The sequence below is a fragment of the Actinomyces sp. oral taxon 448 str. F0400 genome (genome assembly GCF_000220835.1).
Classification (GTDB): Bacteria; Actinomycetota; Actinomycetes; order Actinomycetales; family Actinomycetaceae; genus Actinomyces.
In genome coordinates this window covers 692,660-713,834 of record NZ_GL985606.1, presented here as the reverse complement: position 1 = coordinate 713,834, position 21,175 = coordinate 692,660, and the positions used below count along the sequence as shown (strand labels likewise).

Annotated in this window: 20 protein-coding genes and 1 pseudogene; 4 read left to right on the top strand and 17 right to left on the bottom strand. The window is 69.7% G+C overall.

The window, feature by feature from the left end:
* Positions 1–219, top strand: a 219-nt coding sequence (locus tag HMPREF9062_RS03055; RefSeq protein ID WP_009748563.1) for a phosphoglycerate mutase, incomplete at its 5' end; no start/stop codon positions are given.
* 120 nt (positions 220–339) lie between these two features.
* On the opposite strand, the pseudogene HMPREF9062_RS13875 reads toward HMPREF9062_RS03055, so the two are convergent.
* Positions 340–1,939 (bottom strand): annotated as a pseudogene (locus HMPREF9062_RS13875) (IS1634 family transposase).
* Between the two features lie 273 nt (positions 1,940–2,212).
* Here HMPREF9062_RS13875 and HMPREF9062_RS03035 point away from each other — a divergent pair.
* Complete coding sequence (locus HMPREF9062_RS03035; RefSeq protein WP_034253618.1) at positions 2,213–3,592, top strand: DUF4032 domain-containing protein; 1,380 nt, start codon at positions 2,213–2,215, stop codon at positions 3,590–3,592.
* Between the two features lie 60 nt (positions 3,593–3,652).
* Here the strand turns inward: HMPREF9062_RS03035 and HMPREF9062_RS03030 are convergent, their stop codons facing one another.
* The 5 genes from HMPREF9062_RS03030 to ispF all read right to left on the bottom strand — a co-directional run bounded on the left by HMPREF9062_RS03030 (position 3,653) and on the right by ispF (position 8,865).
* A complete protein-coding gene (locus tag HMPREF9062_RS03030) occupies positions 3,653–4,090 on the bottom strand; it encodes a MarR family winged helix-turn-helix transcriptional regulator (protein ID WP_009748558.1) in 438 nt (145 codons plus the stop codon).
* 201 nt (positions 4,091–4,291) lie between these two features.
* Positions 4,292–5,533, bottom strand: coding sequence for a hypothetical protein (locus HMPREF9062_RS03025; protein WP_009748557.1), 1,242 nt, complete (start codon positions 5,531–5,533; stop codon positions 4,292–4,294).
* Positions 5,534–5,706: 173 nt separating this feature from the next.
* Positions 5,707–6,741 carry a 23S rRNA (guanosine(2251)-2'-O)-methyltransferase RlmB gene (gene rlmB, locus HMPREF9062_RS03020; RefSeq protein ID WP_009748556.1) on the bottom strand — a complete coding sequence of 345 codons (1,035 nt, stop codon included), beginning with the start codon at positions 6,739–6,741 and terminating at the stop codon, positions 5,707–5,709.
* Positions 6,742–6,771: 30 nt separating this feature from the next.
* Complete coding sequence (gene cysS / locus HMPREF9062_RS03015; protein WP_009748555.1) at positions 6,772–8,289, bottom strand: cysteine--tRNA ligase; 1,518 nt, start codon at positions 8,287–8,289, stop codon at positions 6,772–6,774.
* Positions 8,290–8,331: 42 nt separating this feature from the next.
* Positions 8,332–8,865, bottom strand: a complete 534-nt coding sequence (gene ispF, locus HMPREF9062_RS03010; RefSeq protein ID WP_050795247.1) for a 2-C-methyl-D-erythritol 2,4-cyclodiphosphate synthase — start codon at positions 8,863–8,865, stop codon at positions 8,332–8,334.
* A gap of 166 nt (positions 8,866–9,031) precedes the next feature.
* Between ispF and HMPREF9062_RS03005 the strand changes: the two genes are divergently transcribed.
* Both HMPREF9062_RS03005 and HMPREF9062_RS03000 read left to right on the top strand, forming a co-directional pair.
* Complete coding sequence (locus tag HMPREF9062_RS03005; RefSeq protein ID WP_009748553.1) at positions 9,032–10,294, top strand: methyltransferase domain-containing protein; 1,263 nt, start codon at positions 9,032–9,034, stop codon at positions 10,292–10,294.
* Between the two features lie 128 nt (positions 10,295–10,422).
* Positions 10,423–11,133 (top strand): glutamine amidotransferase-related protein, encoded by a 711-nt coding sequence (locus HMPREF9062_RS03000; RefSeq protein ID WP_009748552.1) that lies wholly within the window; start codon positions 10,423–10,425, stop codon positions 11,131–11,133.
* Between the two features lie 10 nt (positions 11,134–11,143).
* On the opposite strand, the gene HMPREF9062_RS02995 is transcribed toward HMPREF9062_RS03000, so the two are convergent.
* From HMPREF9062_RS02995 to HMPREF9062_RS02945, 11 genes are all read right to left on the bottom strand, one after another.
* A complete protein-coding gene (locus HMPREF9062_RS02995; protein ID WP_009748551.1) occupies positions 11,144–11,821 on the bottom strand; it encodes an HAD family hydrolase in 678 nt (225 codons plus the stop codon).
* Positions 11,818–12,387: a hypothetical protein gene (locus tag HMPREF9062_RS02990; protein WP_009748550.1), complete on the bottom strand. Its 570-nt coding sequence runs from the start codon at positions 12,385–12,387 to the stop codon at positions 11,818–11,820. Before HMPREF9062_RS02990 ends, HMPREF9062_RS02995 begins: the two co-directional genes overlap by 4 nt.
* Positions 12,384–13,223: an HAD-IIB family hydrolase gene (locus HMPREF9062_RS02985; protein ID WP_009748549.1), complete on the bottom strand. Its 840-nt coding sequence runs from the start codon at positions 13,221–13,223 to the stop codon at positions 12,384–12,386. Before HMPREF9062_RS02985 ends, HMPREF9062_RS02990 begins: the two co-directional genes overlap by 4 nt.
* A gap of 165 nt (positions 13,224–13,388) precedes the next feature.
* Entirely contained in the window at positions 13,389–14,255 is an 867-nt protein-coding gene (locus HMPREF9062_RS02980) for a PTS system mannose/fructose/sorbose family transporter subunit IID (protein WP_009748548.1), read from the bottom strand.
* A gap of 20 nt (positions 14,256–14,275) precedes the next feature.
* Positions 14,276–15,124, bottom strand: a complete 849-nt coding sequence (locus tag HMPREF9062_RS02975) for a PTS mannose/fructose/sorbose transporter subunit IIC (RefSeq protein WP_009748547.1) — start codon at positions 15,122–15,124, stop codon at positions 14,276–14,278.
* A 150-nt stretch (positions 15,125–15,274) separates the two neighbouring features.
* Positions 15,275–15,769, bottom strand: coding sequence for a PTS system mannose/fructose/N-acetylgalactosamine-transporter subunit IIB (locus HMPREF9062_RS02970; RefSeq protein WP_009748546.1), 495 nt, complete (start codon positions 15,767–15,769; stop codon positions 15,275–15,277).
* Positions 15,769–16,206, bottom strand: a complete 438-nt coding sequence (locus HMPREF9062_RS02965) for a PTS sugar transporter subunit IIA (RefSeq protein WP_009748545.1) — start codon at positions 16,204–16,206, stop codon at positions 15,769–15,771. Before HMPREF9062_RS02965 ends, HMPREF9062_RS02970 begins: the two co-directional genes overlap by 1 nt.
* 166 nt (positions 16,207–16,372) lie before the next feature.
* On the bottom strand, positions 16,373–16,822 hold the full coding sequence (locus tag HMPREF9062_RS02960; protein WP_009748544.1) for a GNAT family N-acetyltransferase: 450 nt from the start codon (positions 16,820–16,822) through the stop codon (positions 16,373–16,375).
* A 129-nt stretch (positions 16,823–16,951) separates the two neighbouring features.
* Positions 16,952–17,758, bottom strand: a complete 807-nt coding sequence (locus HMPREF9062_RS02955) for an HAD family hydrolase (protein ID WP_009748543.1) — start codon at positions 17,756–17,758, stop codon at positions 16,952–16,954.
* A gap of 61 nt (positions 17,759–17,819) precedes the next feature.
* The gene (locus tag HMPREF9062_RS02950; protein WP_009748542.1) at positions 17,820–19,982 is read right to left on the bottom strand and encodes an NAD(+) synthase; all 2,163 of its coding nucleotides are present in this window, start codon (positions 19,980–19,982) and stop codon (positions 17,820–17,822) included.
* A gap of 466 nt (positions 19,983–20,448) precedes the next feature.
* Positions 20,449–21,165 (bottom strand): TetR/AcrR family transcriptional regulator, encoded by a 717-nt coding sequence (locus HMPREF9062_RS02945; protein ID WP_156789947.1) that lies wholly within the window; start codon positions 21,163–21,165, stop codon positions 20,449–20,451.
* Positions 21,166–21,175 lie beyond the last annotated feature (10 nt).

The following is a 21,175-nucleotide window of genomic DNA, read 5'->3' as shown; positions in this document are numbered from 1 at the left end:
CTGGGTCCGGTGGGTGAGGGGCAGGTGTACGGGTTCACGCCGGCCTATTGCTTCACCGGGCGTATGGAGGCCCGTCTGCTGGGTGTGGAGGACGCTATCGCTCATCTGGTGTTCCTGGCCCAAGCCCAGGACCACCAGCTAGTCGAAGACTTCTCCGCGGCGACCGCTCAGATCGCCGCCCAAATCGCCACCGACGACGGCGAGAACGATGCCCAATGAGTCCACGCACCTGACCGGCTGAACCACACCCACCGGATGAAGCCGTGGCGCGGCGCGACACGCACGACATCCGGCACGGCTCCACTCCGACACGCCGACATCGCACCTGACTCATGACGCTTAGTGTGCCGGGGGTGGGGTGCTCAGGGCGGTGAGGATGTCGTTGGCGGTGTCGGTCAGACGCGGTGCGGCTGCGAGGTGGTGGCCGTTGAGGTTGATGGTAACTTCCTGCAGGCTGCGTAGCTCGCGCACGATCCTGGCGATGCTGATACCGGTGGCCTCCTGGAGGTGCCGGGCGACGGCCAGGGCGGCCATGACCACGGTCAGGTGAGCCTCGATCGCGTCTCGGGTGTGGTGGAAGACCGGCCGGGCTCTCAGGTCGTGCTTGCTCATCCGGAAGGACTGCTCGACGTGCCACAGCTCGTGGTAGGAGGAGACGACCTCACCGGCGCCCATCAGGCGTGCGGGGACGAAAGGTGACGTAGCCCTTGAGACCCACCAGGGACCGGGCTCTGGCGATGGAGGCCTCATCAAGGACCTGATCGCCTTGATGGACGGTGACAAAACGCGTGCCCTTAGGGCGCTTCTCGCCGGCGATGACAGCCCGGGCGCGGTTGGCCTGAGCTGTGAGAGTCTGGTTGTCCCGGGCCGCTCGCTTCTTGGAGTAGACCCATACCGCTCTCCATGAGCCTGGATGGGTGTGCGGGTCCCACACCGGCTCATGACGCCTGCTGACGTCGCGCTGGCTCCTGGAGCCTCTTCTGGGGGTGATGGTGTCGATGACCTGGCCGTCGGTGAAGGCGTCCCCGTGCCAGTGGAAGTGGGCCTCCAGGTCGCCTGGGGCCCGGGTGGTGCGGGCCCCGACAATGAAACGTAGGTGCGCCTCGTCCAGGGCCGTGAGGTTGGCGGCTGAGAGCATGCCTGCGTCAGCGACGATGACGAGCTCCTCGATGCCGTGGGCGGCCTGGAAGGCCTCCGCGATGGGGATGATCGTGGTGGTCTCAGCCTTGTTTCCCTCCCAGCAGCCGACCTGGAGAGGAAAACCATGACGGTCGACCAGCAGGCCCACGATGACCTGAGGGTCAACCCTCCTCTCCTTGGAGTAACCCACCCGCCGCAGGTCGTCCTCACGCTCGGCCTCGAAGTACAGGGTGGTCACGTCATACAGGCACAGGGCCAGACCCCCACTGGCGGTGACGTGCTCGAACAGAGCCCCAGACAGGCTCTCGCGGTAGCCCCGCTCCTGGGCCCGGGCCAGGCAGGCTTGCAGGGTGTTGCGGTGGGCCGGGGCTGGCCAGCCGATCTCGGACAGGACTCTGGGGGTGTCGGCCTTGGATGTCGGCTCGATCAGACGCGCCAGAACCATCTGCTCAAAGGCCCGATCACCCCCAGTGGCGTCCCTCAGCCCCAGACGGGTGTAGACCCCGTGCAGAACGTCCCACAGCAGGCCCGAGCGCTTGGACTCCACCACCGCATCAGTGCCGACCGGGGCTGAGGCCGTGAGGAGTCCCGAAACCGCCGGTGGCGTGGGAGTCAGGTCCAGGGCCAGCTAGTCCGGGGCAATGCGGTGCCGGCCGATCTCCATCAGAGCAGCCAGCTCGGCCTCAGTGTGGGCCGATCCCAGGTGCTCGATCACCTTGTCCCGGCGCCCTTCCTTGACCGCGATCTGCACCGCCGTCGCCCCAGAGGCTGTCTTGACCTTACGCAGAAACGGGCTCACCACCCCCACCCTACCGGCCCCTTAGTGTGCCAGCACACCCACAACCACCACGCGACATCAACGAAAAACCCACCTCAAAACCCAGACCCCACCAAACTGTCACGAGTCAGGCCGTGGCGCGGTGCGACACGCACGACATCCGGCACGGCTCCACTCCGACACGCCGACATCGCACCGGAGGAAACGCCCGGCAGCTCGGGGAATCACGATCCAGTCCAAGCGCCGGTGCGCTCTCGCGTCGCCGTCGGAGCAGTTTCCTGGGAGAATCGTCGCATGCCCCAGTCCATGCAGATCACCGCGGCCACCATCGACCCCGCGTTGCTCGACCTGCCCTGGGAGATCCCGCTGGAGGAATGGCCGTCGGAGGTTCTCGCGGCGCTGCCGCGCGGCCTGTCACGACACATCGTGCGCTTCGTCAACCTGTCCGACCGCGTCATCGCCGTCAAGGAGATCGGCGAGACGGTCGCCTACCGCGAGTACGAGATGCTTCGCAACCTCCTGCGCCTGGGGGCGCCGTGCGTGACCCCCACCGCCGTCATCACCGGACGCACGGACCTGTCGGGCCATGCCCTCAACTCGGTGCTCGTCACAGAGCACTTGGCCTACTCACTTCCCTACCGCGCCCTGTTCAGCCAGTACATGCGCCCCGAAACGGCCACGCGTCTGATCGACGCTCTGGCGGTTCTGCTCGTGCGCCTGCACCTGCTCGGCTTCTACTGGGGGGATGTGTCCCTGTCCAACACGCTGTTCCGACGCGACGCGGGGGCCTTCGCCGCCTACCTCGTCGACGCTGAGACCGGTGAGCTGTACACGGAGGGGCTCACTGAGGGCAAACGCCTGTACGACATCGACATCGCCCGCACCAACATCATCGGCGAGCTCATGGACCTCCAGGCCGGCGCGCTGCTGGAACCCAGCGTCGACACCGTCGAGGTCGGCGATTGCATCGTGACCCGCTACACCGACCTGTGGGAGGTGCTCACCGGTGCGGAGACCTTCGACATGGGCGAGCGGTGGCGCGTGGGCCAGCGCATTGAGCGGCTCAACAAGCTGGGATTCGACGTGGGCGAACTCATGATGAAGACACAGGCCGACGGCTCGGGCACACGCATGGTCATTCAGCCCAAGGTCGTCGACGCCGGCCACTACCACCGCCAGGTGATGCGTCTGACCGGTCTTGACGTGCAGGAACGTCAGGGGCAGCGCATGCTCAACGATCTCGAAGCCTTCCGAGCCTACACCGGCCGGCAGGACGACCCGATCGAACTGGTCGCTCACGCCTGGCTGGCCGAGGTCTTCGAACCGACCATCCGGGCGGTCCCACTGGAGCTGCGCCGTAAACTCGAGCCGGCGGAGATCTTCCACGAGGTTCTCGAGCACCGCTGGTACATGTCCGAAGCCCAGCAGCGGGACATCACCACCGAAGAGGCGACCCAGGACTACGTGCAGAAGGTTCTGCCCCAGTACCGGGACGAGCAGTCCTACCTCTCGCTCGGGGACACCCAGGAGATGGCTGCCATCTTCGACGGCGAGGAGGAGAACGACGACGTCGCCGACGACGAGGCGTTCGCCGCCCGCGACGAGGAAATGGCCATGGCCTACGAGCTCAACCCCATGGGATTCACCGCCGGTATGAGGTTCAAGGGCGAGTAGCCGGCGACGGGCGTCAGCGCCGTCGGAGAATGACGAGGCCGTCCGAGGCCGGCCGGGTCCTCAGTCGGCGGACAGGGCCTCGGCGCATCTGCTGAGGGCCTCGCCGAGCGCCTCGACCTGAGTGTCCGAGAGCCGCGAGATCATCCGTGACTCGACCTCACGCACGACGGCGGAGGCGCGGCGCAGAAGATCACCACCCTCGGCGGTGAGCCCGGTCGGCATCGCTCTTCCTGCGCAGGCGCGCTCGGACCGCTCGACCAGCCCCCGGGCCACGAGACCCTTGAGGAGCGTGCTCATCGTCTGACGCGTGACGAAGGCGGCCCGAGCGAGCTCGGCGCTCGATGCTCCCGGCCGGCGCTGAATAAGCTCGAGGCAGGCGTATTGCGGCGAGGTGAGCCCGAGAGGGCGCAGCCCCTCGTCCATCCGCGACCGCAGGGAGATCTGAGCCCGCTTGAGCCGATAGCCGATGAGGGCACTGGTATCCACCACGTCCTTCATGTCAATAGGGTGCCATACAGCGTTAATGTCAGCATATTGGCACCGGCAATGAACATTCTCTAACAATGATTGACCCCGACGTCATCGGCCCTCAGGTCCGGGACCGCGACCGCGCCGTCCGCCTCCCCGAGGAGCGGGTCGGTCTTCAGCGGGCATCGCACGCCGGAATGCGACGTGCGCATCTCAACCAATGGGTTCCGGTCAGGCCCCGAGCTCTTCGGCGACCAGCGCCATCTCCTCATCGGCCCGTCGACGCAGCTCGCGATGACGGGTCCAGGAGGCCAACGAGGTCTCGGCCACCGCGTCCACCAGCAGCACGATCCCCACGCCCACCAGCCCGCCGGGGGCGCGGCCGGTCCGACGGTAATGGCGCACTGCCGTACCCATCAGCGCACCGCCCAGGCCCGCCTCGGCAATGGCCGCACCACGCACGACCCAGGGCATCTCGGTGACCGTGCGGACGTAGGACTGCCAGAAGGCCGAGCCCGGAGTAGAGGGGTCCTGCAGTAGCAGGCCGACGCTGCGGCCCACGGCGTTGGACAATCCGCGGGGCTCATGGACGACGGCTCCGGGCGCCTCCGCCGGTGCCAGCCGCCCCGCCAGGACGGAGCCGACCCAGTCGGGCAGACCCAGGGCGCGGGCGAGCGCAACAATGCCCTCCAGCCCCGGGGTCGCGAAGGCCGCGGCGACCTCCTCGACGTCGGCGCCCGGCACGGTGGAGGCGATGAGGGACGCATCCGTCGAGTCGGTCAGATGCTCGGTCACGAGCGCACGCAACTCCGGCCCCGGATCGCCAACCCCGCCCCACACGTAGCGCGAGGTCATGCCCCAGGAGAAGACGGCGTCGTCCTCGCTCTCCCCGGTGGAGATCGCGCGCGCGGCGACATCTCGCTCATCGACGGTCAGGACGAGCGCCGGCAGGGATTCCTCATCCCAGCCGAAGGCGCCCAGGCCCGCACCATCACCGGAGTACATGACGATCCGGCGGTTTAGGCCGGACACGGAGGCGACAGCGAGCGGCCGCTCCAGCAACGTCGCCTGCAGGGGCACCATGTAGGCGCTCAGCGGGGAGACCACGAGCGTGCGGGTGGTCGGCCCGGGGTCGCCGGGAACCTCGGGCAGGACGACGTCGTCGGGCAGCGCATTGAAGGAGGCCGGGCCGATGGTCACGTCCGCCTCCAAATCGCGGGCCAGGGCCTCGGCCAACTCGCTGACGCCGGCGCCGGCCGTCACCCCATCGCCCTCGGGCGGGGCGACCGCGACGCGGCCGCGCGCATCCGTCATGAGCGTCACCGACAACAGGTGGGAGCTGGAGGGGAACCATTCGAGACGGGCGACGACCCGCTGAGCGGCAAGGCGATCGGCGACCGCATCCGGCCCGGTGCCCGGGGCGACGAGCACGCCCTCGGTGCGATTCCAGCGCTGCGCGGTGTCCTGAGCCATGGGGGCCTCCTAGCCGGCCGGGACTGGCCGCGGCGCGGTCGGTCCGAATGAGTACGGGGTACGGTTCTCACATCCATTGTGTCAGCAACGGGCACGCGGGTCAGCCCCTAGCGGGCCGCCCGGGTCCGTGCGGGCGGCGACCAGGCGCACCAGCCTGCGCGCCGGAGGCGGTCTCAGGCCCCACCCGCGTGTCCGGTGGCGCCCGCAGCATCGGCGTCTTCGGCACGGGCCGTCCGCCGCAGTCGATCGACCTCGTACAGGCCGATGCCGGTGGCCACCGCCGCGTTAAGCGACTCGACCGCGCCGGCGATCGGTATGGAGGCGATGACATCGCAGGTTTCGCGCACGAGGCGGGACAGACCCGCGCCCTCGGCGCCGGTGACGACGACGAGCGGGGCGTTGGCGAGAGCGAGATCCTCGACCATCGTCTCCCCCCCGCCGTCGAGCCCGACGACGAAGCAGCCCTCCCTCTTCAGGGCGGTCAGGGTGCGCACGAGATTCGTCTCACGGGCCACGCTCACCCGGGCGGCCGCCCCGGCCGACACTTTCCACACGGTGACGTTGACCCCGACGGAGCGCCGCTCGGGGATGATCACGCCGTCGGCTCCGAAAGCCCCGGCACTGCGCAGAATCGCCCCGAAGTTGTGGGGGTCGGTGACGCGGTCCAGAGCGATGAGCAATGGCGTACGGCCGGCGTCCCGGGCGCGCTCGAGCAGGTCGCGGGCGCGGACGTACTCGTAGGCGGGCACCTCGATGGCCACACCCTGATGAGCGGCGCCGCCGGTGAGCGCCTCCAGGTCGAGCCGAGTCGCCTCGACCATGGGCGCGCCCAGCAGAGTCGCACGTCGCACGACGGCGGCCAGGCGGTCGTCCGACTCCGCGGAGACGGCCATGAAGACGCGCACGATCGGGATGCCGGCGCGGGCGGCCTCGGCCACCGCATTGCGGCCGCAGACGACCTCGTGGTCCGCGGGCACGGCGAAGCCCTCCCTGGCCCTCTCCAAGCGCTTGGCGTGCGTGGGCCGGGCAGCGCGCGCCTCGGCCCGCGCCTTCGCCCGCGCCCTGGGGTGACCGACGCGGTCCTCCGCCCTGGGCGTGGGGCCGCGCCCCTCCAACCCTTTGCGACGCCTGCCGCCGGAGCCCTTCGTGGGCCCCTTCTTGGAGCCGGGCCGCCGTCTGGGGCCGGGGTAGCGCTCATTTCCGGGCATGGGTGTCCTCTCCGGTCTTCGCATTCCGTCTCAGGCCACATGCCAGCGGGCGCCGGCGGCCGAATCCTCGACGACCACGCCGGCCGCGGTCAGTTCGTCGCGCAGGGCGTCCGCACGGGCCCAGTCCCTGGCGGCGCGCGCCTCGGCGCGCTGATCGAGCAGAGCTGTGACGAGGTGGTCGAGAGCATCCGCAGCCGCACCGTCGGCACCAGCCGGCCCCGTGCCCAGCACGCGGGATCGCCAGGGCTCAGCGAGCGGATCCAGTCCCATGACGTCCAGCTGGGAGCGCAGGTCCAGCGCCGCGTCGACGACGGCGTCGCGCTCGGACACGCGGGCCGCAAGCACCGTGTTGAGCCGCTTGAGCGTGGCGTGAACGACGGCCATGGCCCCGGCGAGATTGAGATCCTCGTCCATGGCGGCCGTGTACTCCGCCGGGAGTGCGCGTGCGCGAACCGTCTCCACGGCGGCGTCCACCGGGCTCGTCCCCCCGCCTCCGGTCTCCTCGCGGGCGCGCAGCACGGCGCCGCTCAGCCGCTCCCACAGGCCGGCGGCGTCGGCGAGGGTCTCATCGGAGAACTCCACGGTGGAGCGGTGGTGGACGGTGCCCAGAGCCAGGCGCAGCACGGGCGCGTCGTAGGTCTTCAGCAGCTCGGCGACCACGAGCGAATTGCCCAGCGACTTGCTCATCTTCTCGCCCTTGACGGTGACCCAGGCGTTGTGGACCCAGTGGCGGGCGAAGCCCCAGCCGGCGCCGTGGGACTGGGCCTGCTCGTTCTCGTGGTGAGGGAAGCGCAGATCGATGCCCCCGCCATGGATGTCGAAGACCTCCCCCAGGTAGCGTCTGCTCATGGCCGAGCACTCCAGGTGCCAGCCGGGCCGGCCGCGCCCCCAGGGGGCGTCCCAGGCGGCGTCGGCGGGTTCGGCGGGCCTGGCGGCCTTCCACAGGGCGAAATCGCGCGGGTCGCGCTTGTCCGCCTCGACGTCGTCGTCGATCTGGGACTCGTCCTCGGTGGTGGCCAGATCCTCCACCCTCTGGTTGGTCAGCGACCCGTAGTCGCTCAGAGAGCGCACGTCGAAGTAGACGTTGCCGCGCTCGCCGACGTAGGCGTGCCCGGCGTCCAGCAGGCGCTGGACGAGGTCGATCATCTCAGGGACGTGCCCGGTGGCGCGCGGCTCGTAGGTGGGGGGAGCCACGCCCAGGGCCCGGTAGGCGGCGTCGAACTCGCGCTCGTAGCGCTGGGCCCAAGCCCACCACTCCACGGGCGGGTCGGCGGCGGTCGACTTGGCGAGGATCTTGTCGTCGATATCGGTGACGTTGCGGATGAGCACGACCCGCTGCCCGGAGCGCTCCAGCCAGCGGCGCAGCACGTCGAAGGCGATGGCCGAGCGCATATGGCCGATGTGGGGCGAGCCCTGGACGGTGGCGCCGCACAGGTAGATGGCGACCGTTCCGGGGGTGACGGTGGGAGTCAAGGGCACGACGGCGCGCGCGGCGGAGTCGTACAGGCGCAGGTTCGGTGCAGGGCGCTCGGTGCGGTCGTTGCTCACGAGGGCAAGCCTAGCCGGTGAGGCAAGGGCGTCCGATCGGCGTCAGTTCCGCGAATGGCCCGGGCGGTAGATCAGCGCGGTGGCGAGTGCAGCCAGCCCCTCCTCGCGCCCGAGGAAGCCGAGGCGGTCGGTGGTGGTGGCGCAGAAGGAGACATCGGCCCCGGCGGCGGCGCTCAGCGCGGCGCGGGCCTCGCCGGTGCGCTCGGCGACACGGGGACGGGCCCCGATCAGTTGGACGGAGACGTTGCCGATCTCGTAACCGGCCGCACGCACCCGGCGGGCGGCCTCGGCCAGGAGCGCACCGCCGGAGGCTCCCCTCCACTGCGGCTCCGCAGTGCCGATGTTGCTGCCCAGATCTCCCAGGCCGGCGGCGGAGAAGAGGGCGTCGCAGCAGGCGTGGGCGACGACGTCGCCGTCCGAGTGACCGGCCAGTCCCACCTCCCCGGGCCAGGTCAGGCAGGCCAGGTGCAGAGGCGCGGCGGGGTCGGCGGCGAAGGCGTGGACGTCTGCGCCGATGCCGGTGCGCGGGATGAGGGGCGTCGTGGCGTCCGGTTCGGCGGGGGTGTGCTCGCTCATGGGCACAGTGTGCCCGACGCGCGCCGGCGCGGTCGGGGCGGAGCCGGAGGCGGCGCAGCGGCGATGTCGCGTTGTGGGCGCGCGGGCCGGGTCGGGTCGCGAATCAGCGCAGCGGCGGGCCCCTGCGCCGGTCGCCGCCGCATCGGGGAGGGCTCAGAATGTCCCCATGCGCGTCGACACTCGCCACCGGCCGTCGTCGGCCGCCTTCTGCCCGCTGCATCGCAGCGGCGCCTGCCGCTCCTGCCCGCACCAGGGCATTCCGCTCGTCCTCCAGCTCGCCCGCAAGCAGCAGCGCGTCGCGAGGCTGCTGCCCCCGGTCGACGACGACACCTGGCAGTCCCCCGTGCCGAGCGCTCGCAGCGCCTTCCGCAACAAGGCGAAGATGGCGGTGTCGGGACGGGCGGGGGCGCCGGTGCTCGGCGTTCTGGACCGCGCCGGCCGTGGCACCGATCTGCGCTCGTGCCCCGTGCACGTGCCGGCGATCCGCCGGGCGCTGCCGGTGCTGGCCCGTCTGATCGGCGATCTCGGACTTATCCCCTACGACGTGTCCGCACGGCGCGGCGAACTCAAGCACCTGCTCGTGACGGCCTCCCCCGACGGCGACCTCATGATCCGCTTCGTCCTGCGCAGCCGACGTCATCTGGGGGCGCTGCGGCGGGCCCTGCCGCGGCTGCGTCGGGACCTGCCGACGATCGCGGTCGTCTCGGTCAACCTCCAGCCGGTGCACCAGGCGGTAATCGAAGGGGAGAAGGAGATCGTACTCACCGACGAGCCGGGCGGCGACCGTCTTCTCATGCGATTGGTCCTTCCCGGCGCGCAGCGCGCCGCCGACGGCGAGGGCGCCCTCACCGGACGTTCCGCGGGCGCCCGCGTCGTCGTCGAGCTGCCGCTGCTGCTGCCGACGCGCTCCTTCTTCCAGACGAACACGGGTGTGGCCGAGAGGCTCTACGCGACGGCTCGGGCCTGGGCCGACGACGTTCCCGCCGCTCTCCCCCGTCCCGCCGAAGTGTGGGATCTGTTCTGCGGCGTGGGCGGTTTCGCTCTGGCGCTCGCCCGTCCGGGGCGCCGGGTCCTCGGCGTCGAAATCTCGGCCCCGGCCATTGCGGGCGCCCGGGACGCGGCCGCACTCATGGGGCTGGAGCCCGCCGCCGCTCGCTTCGAGACCGGCGATGCCCGTGTGCTCGCCCCGGGGACCGGGGTGACGCCGGATCTGCTGGTCGTCAACCCGCCGCGGCGCGGGATCGGGGCGGACCTGGCCGGTCGGATCGAGGAATCGGGGGTGCCGCGAGTGCTGTACTCCTCGTGCAACCCGGCCTCCCTGGCGGCCGATCTGGCGTGCATGCCGTCGCTGCGTGCGCGCCGGGCGCGCCTGTTCGACATGTTTCCGCATACCGACCACGCCGAGGTGCTCGTCGAGCTGGTGCGCTGAACGCGCCCCGCCCGTGCGATCTCCCCTTCGACCGTCTAAGGCGCACCGGGGGTCGCGAGCACCGGTGTGACGGGCGTGTTCCGAACTCCGTCGTAGCGTGTCCGCAACCGCAGCAGGGAGGAACCGTCATGACCCGCGCACTCGTCATCCGCCACGTCGCCTTCGAGGACCTCGGCATCGCCGCACCGATTCTAGCCGGCCACGGGCTGGAGGTCGTCTACTGGGACGCCGGCGGCGATGCGCCCTCCGTCCTCGCGTCCGGCGGCCCGGCCGATGACGCCGACCTGCTCGTCGTCCTGGGAGGGCCAATCGGAGTGGGCGATCAGCGCGCCTACCCGGTGCTGACGGCCGAGCTCGACGCCGTGCGCCGGCGGCTGGCGATCGGCGGGCCGACCCTCGGCATCTGCCTGGGCGCTCAGCTCATCGCAACGGCTGCGGGCGGACGGGTAGTCCCCGCAGACCCGGAGATCGGGTGGGCGCCGGTCGCGCTCACCCCCGACGGCGTCGGAACGCTGCGGCCGATTGAGGGTCTCGCCGTGCTGCACTGGCACGGCGAGCGCATCGTCCTGCCCGCCGAGGCCGAGGGGGCGCGCATCCTGGCCTCCACCCCGACGACACCGGTCCAGGCCTTCGCCCTGCCCGCAGCCTTGGGTCTCCAGTTCCACCTGGAGGCGGATCCGGCGCGCATCGAGCGCTGGCTCATCGGGCACGCCCATGAGCTGGCCTCCAACGGCATCGACCCCGCGGCGGTGCGCGAAGGCGCCGTCGTGCACGGCGAGCGGCTGATCCCGGCCGGCCGCGCGATGCTGGACGCCTGGCTGGAGTCGGTCGGTCTGTAGACCCGGCATTCTACCGGCCGACGTCGTCCCACAGCAGGAGGTGCGGCGTGATCGAGGTCAGTCCGTCCACGACGATCAGGCCGGGGTCGCCAGGGAAGTGCTTGGTGCCGCCCACCTGGATAACCCGCAGGTCGTTCGAGCGCGCGGAGGCCGCGCCCGTGGCCGAGTCCTCAACGGCGACGCATTCGGCGGGCTCGAGGTCGAGCAGCTCGATGGCCGTCGCGTAGGGCGCGGGGGCGGGCTTGCCCGGCAGCCCGTCATCGCCGGTGACGAGCTCGACGAACACGTCGCCGAGCGCGTGGGCGACCGACTCGACGATGCGACGCGGGGACTGGGTGACGATGACCTGCGCCAGACCGATCTCGGCGAGCATCGAGGTGATCCTGGGGGCGCCGGGCACGATCGGCGGCTCGGTGCGCACGGCGTTGGCCACGTCGGCGGCGATGAGGGCGAACAGCTCCGTGGTGGCCGGGTCGTGGGGCGAGTCCGTGGCACCGGTAGCGGCGATGATCTCGCAGGTGCGGGCGATGGACGCGCCCGCGATCGAGACGACCTGCTCGTCAGTCACGCTCCCGCCGCGCTGCTCGCAGCGACGCCGGAAGGATTCGTCCCACAGCGGCTGGGAGTTCATGAGGGTGCCGTCCATGTCCCACAGGACGGCTCTGACGTAGTCCCCGGGGGGCGTCATCGCTTCTCCTCCTGCACGCCGTCCGGCGCGGCCTCGTCGGCGGCGTCGGCGGCGTCGGCGCGGATGCGGCCCCGACGACGCTCAGCGCGGGCCGCCTTCTTCGCCATTCGCTGTTCATTGCGCTTCTTCTGCTCGCGGGCCCACTCGATCTGCTCGGCCAGCCACGCCTTGGTGGGGGCGGTGAGCATTTTGTTGTCCTCGAGCAGACCGGAGGCGCGCAAGTCGGTGAACTCGAGGTATTCAGGATCCCTCGTGCGCTTGTACTGGCGCTGAGCCTCCTGGAGGTCGGAAATGACGCCGGCCACCTGTCGTTCGATCATGTGGCGTCCCAGCACCAGGAAGACCGCCAGGGCGAGCGCGACGACGCTGCCGTAGCCCTTCGTCAGCGGGTAGATCAGGCCGGCGAGCACCGACAGGCCGGTGGCCGGCCCCATCATGCCGTAGGTGAAGCCCTCCGGACGGTCCGCGTCCCCCTTGTAGCCGCGCATCCACTGGCGCAGCTTGGCGCGCCCGTCGGGGCTTCCGCCGTTGAACCAGTCGCTGACCCTCGTCCCCAGTCCCGTCATCGGTTCCTCTTCTCTCCGGCAGTAGTGGTGGCGGTGGTCCGGCCCCGTCGGGGCCCGAGGACGGACTCGACGAGTTCAGCCATGGAGCCCGCCGTGCTCTCGCACGCGGCCACAACCTCCTTGGGGGACCAGGGCAGGGCGACGGGGTGGTCGGCGACGGTGTGCATGGAGATGTCGTTCCACGAGTCGCCGAAGCTCCAGGTCTCGATGCTCTCGCCGGAGCGGGACCCGTCGGAACCGGTAAGCCGGGCGAGCAGGTCGGCGAGCCCGGCGCCCTTGGTCGCGCCGGCGGGGATGACGTCGAGGAACTCCTGATTGCGCACCACCTCGATCGCCTCGCCCCAGCGTTCGGTCAGGCGCTCGACAATGCGCCGGCGCACGTCGTCGTCGCGCACCCGCATGGGCACGCCGATGAAGCGGTGCTCGGTCATCTCCTCGGGCTCCATGGGGACGAACACCTGGAGGATCGGGGACACCTCGTGATAGGTGTCCTCGACGACGTAGTCGGTTTCCAGCGTGGTGGCGAAGACGGTGAGGCCGTCGATTCCGCGCAGGCTCATGACGATCTCATGGGCCAGGCCGTCGGGGAGGAAACGGGAGGCCAGAACGCGGTAGTCGCCGTCGGCGAGCACCGCGCCGGTGAAGGCGACGGCGTAATCGAAGGCGAGTCCGACCGGCTCCAGGGTGTCGCGGGTGGCGAAGACGGACTTGCCGGTATCGACCACGAGCAGATTGCCGGCCGCCCGCCACCGTCTCATGGCGTCGAGGTCGGCGGGCGCGACCTTGCGGTCGAACAGGATCGTGCCATCGAGGTCGGTGGCGATGAGCTGGGGCACGTGTGCACTCCTCGGAATTCGGGTGGCCGGGTGAACGGGCCGTGAGGCGGATGGACGGGGTCGCCGGGGACCCTGTCCCCGGCGACCCCTCGTCATCGGCCGCGAGTGGGCCCGCGGGCGGCGCGCACGCCTACGGCGTCTGCGCTGTGCGTCCTGGTTCGAGGCCTACAGCCCCAGCCAGCCGGTCCAGGCGCCCAGGATGCCGATGACGAACATGCCCAGGATGATCCACAGGGCGTTGATCTTCTTGTTGAGCAGATACATGCACAGGAAGGTCAGACCGAGCGCGGCCAACCCCGGCAGCAGGCTGTCCAGAATGTCCTGCACGGTCTTCGCGTCCGTGGAGTCGGTGGCCTCCGTGACGATGCCGGGGAACTTGATATTCGTCCACTTGGAGACCAGAGCCCCCATAACGAACAGACCGGTGACGGCCGCGATCTGGGTAATGCGCTTGAGCTGGTTGCCGCCGACCTCGGTGACCATGGCGGTGCCGCGATCGTAGCCCATCGTCAGACCGTACCAGCGCACGACGATGCGGATGATGTTGATGCCGAAGAAGTAGACGAGCGGGCCGAGCCAGGAGCCGTTCAGCGCCAGGGTGGCGCCGAGCGCCCCCAGGACCGGACGCGCGGTGCCCCAGAAGATGGGGTCCCCGACTCCGGCCAGCGGCCCCATGAGGCCAACTTTGACGTTGGTGATCGTGTCGTCCCCGATATCCCCGCCCTTAGAGCGCTGCTCCTCCATGGCCGCGGTGATGCCGAAGACGACCGAGGAGATCCACGGGTGGGTGTTGTAGAACTCCAGGTGGCGCTTGAGCGCCGCCGCCTGCTGGGTCTTGTCGTTGGGGTAGAACTTCCTGATCGCCGGCATGAGGGTCAGGCAGAACCCCATGGCCTGCATGCGCTCGAAGTTGAAGGAGCCGAGCAGGAAGGTGGAGCGCCAGTACATGCTCCACATGTCGGAGGTGGTGAGCATCCGCTCGGGAGCAGCGGTGGTGCCGCTATCGGTGGTCGCAGTGGTGTCAGTGGTCATGATCGTGGTTCCTTCCGCGCTCAGTCGAGCTCGTCGTCCAGGTCGTCGTCCAGGCTGTCGTCGGAGCCTCCGCCCGCTGTGGCGGGGGCCGGCTGCGGCAACCGGACGGCCTCGTGGAACTCGGGGTTGAGCTGGACGTAGATGAAGGCCAGGCAGACGCCGAGGATGCCCAGGGCGAGAAGCGTGATGCCCGTGTCCAGAGTCGTCATGAGGGTGGCAATGATGAAGCCGATGAAGAAGAACGGCATGAGTTTGCGCGCCCTCATCATGTTGATGACCATGGCGTATCCGACGACGACGATGAACCCGCCGGCGATCTGCAGGCCATGGGTGATGACGTCCGGAATGGTGTTGAGCGCCCTCTGAACGCTGTCGCCGGAGGCGAGCACCGCGACGATGGCGGTCGGCACTGCGACGCGCAGGCCCTGGAGGGCCAGCGCGATGAAGTGCATGATCGTGATCGCGCGCATGTTCGCGTTCTCGGCGAATCGGTCCGCCTGGTGGGCGAAGAAGACGTTGATGGTGCGCACGAAGATGGTCAGAGCCTGGCCGGCGATGGCCAGGGGGACGGCGACGGCGATAGCCTCGTCCTGACTCTGGCCTCCGACGATGACGATGACGGTGGAGACGGTGGAGGCGAGGGCGGCGTCGGGCGCCATGGCGGCGCCGACGTTCATCCAGCCCACACTCAGCAGCTCGAGGGCGCCGCCGACGATAATACCGGTGGTGGGGTCGCCCAGAGCGAGACCGGTGAGGGTGCAGGCGACGATCGGACGGTAGAACATGCGCTCATCCAGGACGGAGTCGCAGCCGGCTAGAAAGGCTACGAGCGTCACCAGGATGATCTGAATCATATTGACGTCATGCATGGGACTGCTTTCTGACTGGGGGCGGGGGTGGGGAAGAGGGCACCCGGACACGGCCCGGGTGCCGGAGTCGTCGATGCCCCTCCTCGGGCGGGACGACACTCACTCGGGTCGCGGCCCGCTTCGCAGCGACGTTCGCGACCGAGCGGGCGATCAGGAGATGAATCCCTTGGACTTCAAGGCGCTCATGAGATCCGTGCGACCCGTGGAGGGAACCTGCTGGATGTATTGAGTCACCCCCCGGCGGTCGATCTCCTGGAAGGCCTTGACGTCCTCGTCCGAGATGTAGACGGCCTGGGACAGGGCCTTGGTGCCCTGCTTGAAGGTCATGCCGCCGACGTTGACCTCGTCGGCCTCGACGCCCAGGTCGAGCAGGCGGACGATGTCAGCCGGGGTCTCGACGACGATGACGGCCTTCATGGAGTCGTACTTCGGGTTCTTGTAGACGCGTCCCGCCTTCTCCACGCCCAGGACGTGAACCTTGACCTTGCCGCCGCCGGTCTGGAGCATGAGGGTCTTGCGCAACTCGTCGTTGGCGGCGCCGTCGGAGACAGCGAGGATGGCCTCGGCTCCGAGAGATCCGGCCCAGTTGTTGGCCACCTGGCCGTGGACCAGGCGTGAGTCGATGCGCAGGAGCTTGATATCCATCAGAGCTCGTCTCCTTCGTCGTCGGATTCGTTGGTGGTGGGGGTGAAGATCTCGGAGAGGACCTTGACTCCGCCAGCGCCGGCGGTTCGCGCCGTGTCAACCAGCTCGGGGAGGCTCCCGCCGGTCAGGCGGCGACCGAGGACCTCGACGAGCATAGGCAGGTTGACACCGGTGACGACGTCGGCGTCCTCGCGCTCCGCGGCGAAGCGCGCCGCGGCATTGTACGGGCTCCCTCCAAGAAGGTCCACGAGGATCAGATAGCGGTCGCTCGGGGACTTCTCGACGGCGGCGGTGTACTTGGCGAGAAGATCATCCGGGCCCTCCGAGGGGTCGAAGGTGACAGCGACCAGGTCCTCCTGCGGACCGGCGATCATGGCGGACGAGGCTATCAGCCCCTCCGCCAGGCGCCCATGGGCGGCGACGATCACGGCAACCATGCTCACTCCTTTTGGTGACGTGCATGCGCTCCCCACCCGGACGGGCAGGGGCGTAAGAGCAGCCTAGACGTTGTTTGCACCACATCGATAACGTCGGAGTTACGCACCGCGATCCGGTCGCTCTCGTCCGCATGGTGGGCGGCCGCGCGCGGCCGAGGCGCCGTTCTCACCGGCCGGTGAAGCGGTAGACGTTGGTCTCGCGCAGGTGGAAGCCGGCACGCTGGTACAGGCGGTTCGCGGCCTCGCGGGAGGGCCGGGAGGTGAGGTCGACCGTGCGGGCGCCGAGCGTGGCAGCATGGGCGACGGCCGCTTCGACGAGCGCGCGGCCGGCGCCTTGGCCGCGCGCGGCGGAATCGACGACGACGTCCTCGACCCAGGCGCGCAGCCCCGTGGGGATGGTGAATGTCGCTAGCGTGAGCATGCCCAGGATGGGGCGGACGCCGCCGTCCGGGGATTCATCGGAGCGGAAGATGAAGAGGTAGACGCCGTTCTGCGCGACGAGCGCCTCGCACTCGGCGGCGGTCAGCGCCGGTGCGGAGCGGGAGAGCTGCGGGATGAGGCGTCCCATCGCCTCAACGAGCTCGGGGGTGGATCCGGTGACGATCTCGACGGTCATGAACTCTCCTCAGGTCGCGGCCGACGTCCCCGACTCCGGCCTTCAGGGAGCTTACCGGTCAGGCGTCTCGCAGGAGGGCCGTCGACGAAGTCGGATGGAATCCGAGAGGAACCGAAGGGGAATCGGCCATCACCGGGATCGCCCGCTGTCGGCGGCGAGGACGCGGTCGATGAGTCGGGCGACGGAGACGGTGGTGGCCTCGCAGGCGTCGGTCACCTCCGCGGGGGAGTCGCTCATGGCGACGGCGTGGGCGGCGGCCCGATGCATGGGGATATCGTTCCACGAATCGCCGACGCTCCAGATCTCGATGCTCTCGCCCGAGTAGGGGCCGTCGACGGCGGTGAGGAGGTCGACCAGCGCCCTCAGGCCCGCGCCCTTGGAGGAGCCGAGGGGAACGATGTCGAGGAAGTTCTGGTTGCGGAAGACCGTGACGGTCCCGCCCCAGCGGTGCTCGATCTCGGCCTGAGTGCGCGCCAGGAGCGCCGCATCGGCTATGCGCAGGGGGACGCCGACGAGGGTGCGTCCGAGCAGGTCGGTGCAGGAGGCCCGTGAGAACAGGGTGAGCAGACGCGTGTCGGAGCCGAGCGAGTCGTAGAGCTGAAGGTCGCCGTCGAGCGTCGTGGCGAAGACGGTGACGCCGTCCTCGCCCTGGAGCAGGTCGAGGATCTCCTCGGCCAGGCCGTCGGGCAGGGTGGAGGCCCTCAGAACGCTGTAGTCGGAGCTGACAAGAACGGCCCCGGTGTAGAGCACGGAGTAGTCGAAGGTCAGATGAGAGCCGTCCAACGCAGTGCGCAGGGCGGACACCGACCGTCCGGTATTGGGGACGAGGAGGTTGCCGGCGGCGCGCCATCGGGCCATGGCGTCCAGATCCTCCCGGGAAATAGCCGCGTTGAAGACAATCGTTCCATCGAGGTCCGTGGACAGCAGCTTGCGCACCGTCTCAGCCTATGCGATCGCACCGGTGCGAACCGGCGGGGCCGGCGGGCGGCCGGTGGATTCAGACCTGGGGGACATTGCGCTCGAGTTCGGCGATCCAAGCGGCGCCGCCGGCGTCCGAGGGCATGCGCCAGTCCCCACGCGGGGACAGCGAGCCGCCCGCCACGACTTTCGGTCCGTTGGGCAGAGTGGAGCGCTTGAACTGGTTGGAGAAGAATCGACGGAAGAACAGCAGCTCCCATCTCCTGATGGTGGCCAGGTCGTAAGCGGTCCTGTCCTCGTCGGGCAGGCCGGCCGGCCATCGCCCGGCGTCCGCGTCCGCCCAAGCCTTCTCGGCCAGGAAGGCGATGCGGCTGGGTCGCGATCCGCGGCGCAGCACATGCCACAGGGTGAAATCCTGCAGAGCGTAGGGGCCGATCTTCGCCTGAGTGGATTGGATGGGTTCGCCGTCGGCGGCGGGGACGAGCTCGGGGCTGATCTCGGTGGCGAGGATGGCGAGCAGGATCCGCCCGACCTCCGCCGAGAAGATCCGTTCGCCGGCGACCCAGCGGATGAGGTGCTGGATGAGGGTCTTGGGTATGCCGGCGTTAACGCCGTAGTGGGCCATCTGATCGCCCACCCCGAAGGTGCACCAGCCCAGCGCCAGCTCGGAGAGGTCCCCGGTCCCCAGGACGATGCCCCCGCGCCGGCCCGCGACGCGGAACAGGATGTCGGTGCGCAGGCCCGCCTGAACGTTCTCGAAAGTCACGTCGTACACCTCGCGTCCGCGTTCGCCGTGCCCGTAGGGGTGATCGATGGCGGCGAGCATCTGCTCGGCGGCGGGGCGGATGTCGAGCTCCTCGACATGGCAGCCCAGCGCCTTAGCCAGGGCGAGCGCGTTGGACCTGGTCTCGGCACTCGTGGCGAAACCGGGCATGGTGATGGCGTGGATGCGCTCACGCGGCAGGCCGAGACGGTCGACGGCGCGGGCGGCGACGATGAGCGCGTGGGTGGAGTCCAGGCCGCCGCTGACCCCGATGATGATCCTGGGAAGCCCGATGGCCCGCAGCCGCTGGACCAGACCGGCCACCTGGATGTTGTAGGACTCGTAGCAGTCCCGGGCCAGGCGGGCCGAGTCGTCGGGGACGAAGGGGAAGCGGTCGACGATGCGGCGCAGGCCGATATCGGTGCGCGGGGCGGCCAGAGAGCGGCGTCCGATACGGACGATGCGGAACCGACCGGGATCGATGAAGGTCGCGGCGCCCTCATCGAGAGGACCGGCCGGACCGCCGCCGGTGAACGTCACACGGTTGTCATCGAAGGAGCCCTGGCGCAGCCGCTCGGCGATCAGCCCTTCGATATCGACGTCGACGACCGTGGCCCGCGGTCCGTCGGGGAAGCGCTCGGTCTGGCCGAGCAGGGATCCGTTCTCGTAGACGAAGGTCTGCCCGTCCCAGGCCAGATCCGTCGACGACTCCCCTTGACCGGCCGCGGCGAAGACGTAGGCGGCCAGGTTGCGCGAGGATGAGGCGCGGGCGAGCAGCTTACGGTCCTCCGCCCTGCCGACGGTGATGGGTGAGCCGGAGAGATTGACGAGCACGGTAGCGCCGGCGAGCGCCGCCAGAGACGACGGCGGGACCGGCACCCACATGTCTTCGCAGATCTCGACGTGGAAGATCAGGCCCGGCACGTCCTCGACGTCGAAGAGCAGGTGGGGGCCGAAGGGGACGCGGGCGGCATCCCCGACGCCGGACAGGGTCAGGTGGCAGGACTCGACGCCGTCCCCGGCCGCGAAGTGCCGCTTCTCGTAGAACTCGCGGTAGTCGGGCAGATAGGACTTGGGCACGACGCCGCGCACCGTCCCACCCTGGATGACGAGGGCGCAGTTGTACAGGCGACCCGCCACGCGCACGGGCGCACCGACGACGATCGCCGGCAGGAGACCGGCGCTGGCGGCGCGGATGGTCTCGATGGCGGCGAGGGTCTCGTTCAGGAGCACGTCACTCAGCACGAGGTCGTCGATGGAGTAGCCGGTCAGGCTCAGCTCGGGGAAGGCGACGAGGCACACGCCGTCGTCGGACAGAGCGCGAGTCCGTTCGATGATGGCGGCGGCGTTGGCGTCCGGGTCCGCCAGCACGACGGGCAAGGTGACGGCAGCAACACGCGCGAAACCCTGATCGTAGGCGGAGCGGAACTCGATGGTCGGCTGCGGGGCGGGGGCCCGCGAGGCTGCGTCCTGGTGCATGCGTCGAATCCTCCCATGGGCGAGTGCCTCGGAGGAGCGCCGGGGCCGGCGGGGCGGCGGGCAGGGCCGGCGGCCCCTGTGCGGGACCTTCGAAGGCTCGTCGTTACCGTTCCGCGACCTCCTGAAGCGGATCGAGATCAATTCGTTATCTTGCCTCGACGGAATCTCGCGGAATCCCCGTGGGCGTCGAGTTGGATTTCTGCGTCCGAACCCCATATGATCTATCCCGTCGGAACGCAAGCGGCACGAGGGGATCAGGGACCCCGTTGACTGGCGCAGCGTTCGGGGATGTCGCGATTCAGGGACCGCGCCCCCGAGCCCGGCGAGAGGCCCCGCGCCGCGCGGCGCGGGGCCTCCCCCCTGCTCTCCGGTGGGGCTGTGTCCGCGGGCGCACCTCATCGGAGAGCTCGTGGGGGCGACTCGCGGGTCCGATGGTTGGAAGGCCCACTCAGCGAGTCGACAGCGATCAGTCGGTTCTGCGCGCGCCGGGATCGATGCGCCAGCGCGCCTTCAGCCCGTCGATGAGGAGACGAATCTCCGAGACCATCGTGGTCGATAGACATTCGCCCGCCGCACTGCCCGACGTCGTCGAGCACAACCGCTGGATCTGCAGCCCATCGCTGAGCGCCACGACCGACCGAGCGATGACCCGCGACGGGGCCTGCGGACGAACGGTTCCCGCCTTCTTGCCCCGCTCTAGCGCCGCCTCGATCATCGTCACTGAATCCGTCAGGTGCCCGGCGAACCATCGGTGCGCCGGATGCTCGGCGTCCAGCACGGAGATCGCCGTCGCCGTGTAGATCGCGACCAGGTCGCGATTCTCCGCATTGTGCTCGACCAGGACGGTGAAGGCGTCCAGCAACTCCCACGGGTCCTCGATCCGCCCGTCCCCCAGGAGGCCGGCCCGATCCCTGCGGTCGCGCCGTTCCAGTACCTGAGCGAAGAGCTCCTCCTTGGAGGAGAAGTGGTGCAGCAGCCCCGCCTTCGAGATGTCGGAGGCCGCCGCGATGTCGGCCAGGGACGTGCCGGCGTATCCGTGCGACCCGAACAGCGCGATGGCCTCGTTGAGGATCCGCTCGCGCTTGTTCTCGCTGCCCACCCGGGGACGGCCCGGCCCGCGCCTTCTGCCTGCCGCGGATGCGGACGGGTGACTGCGGCGGCCGGCGCTGTGGAAATTGCTCATGCGGGCAATT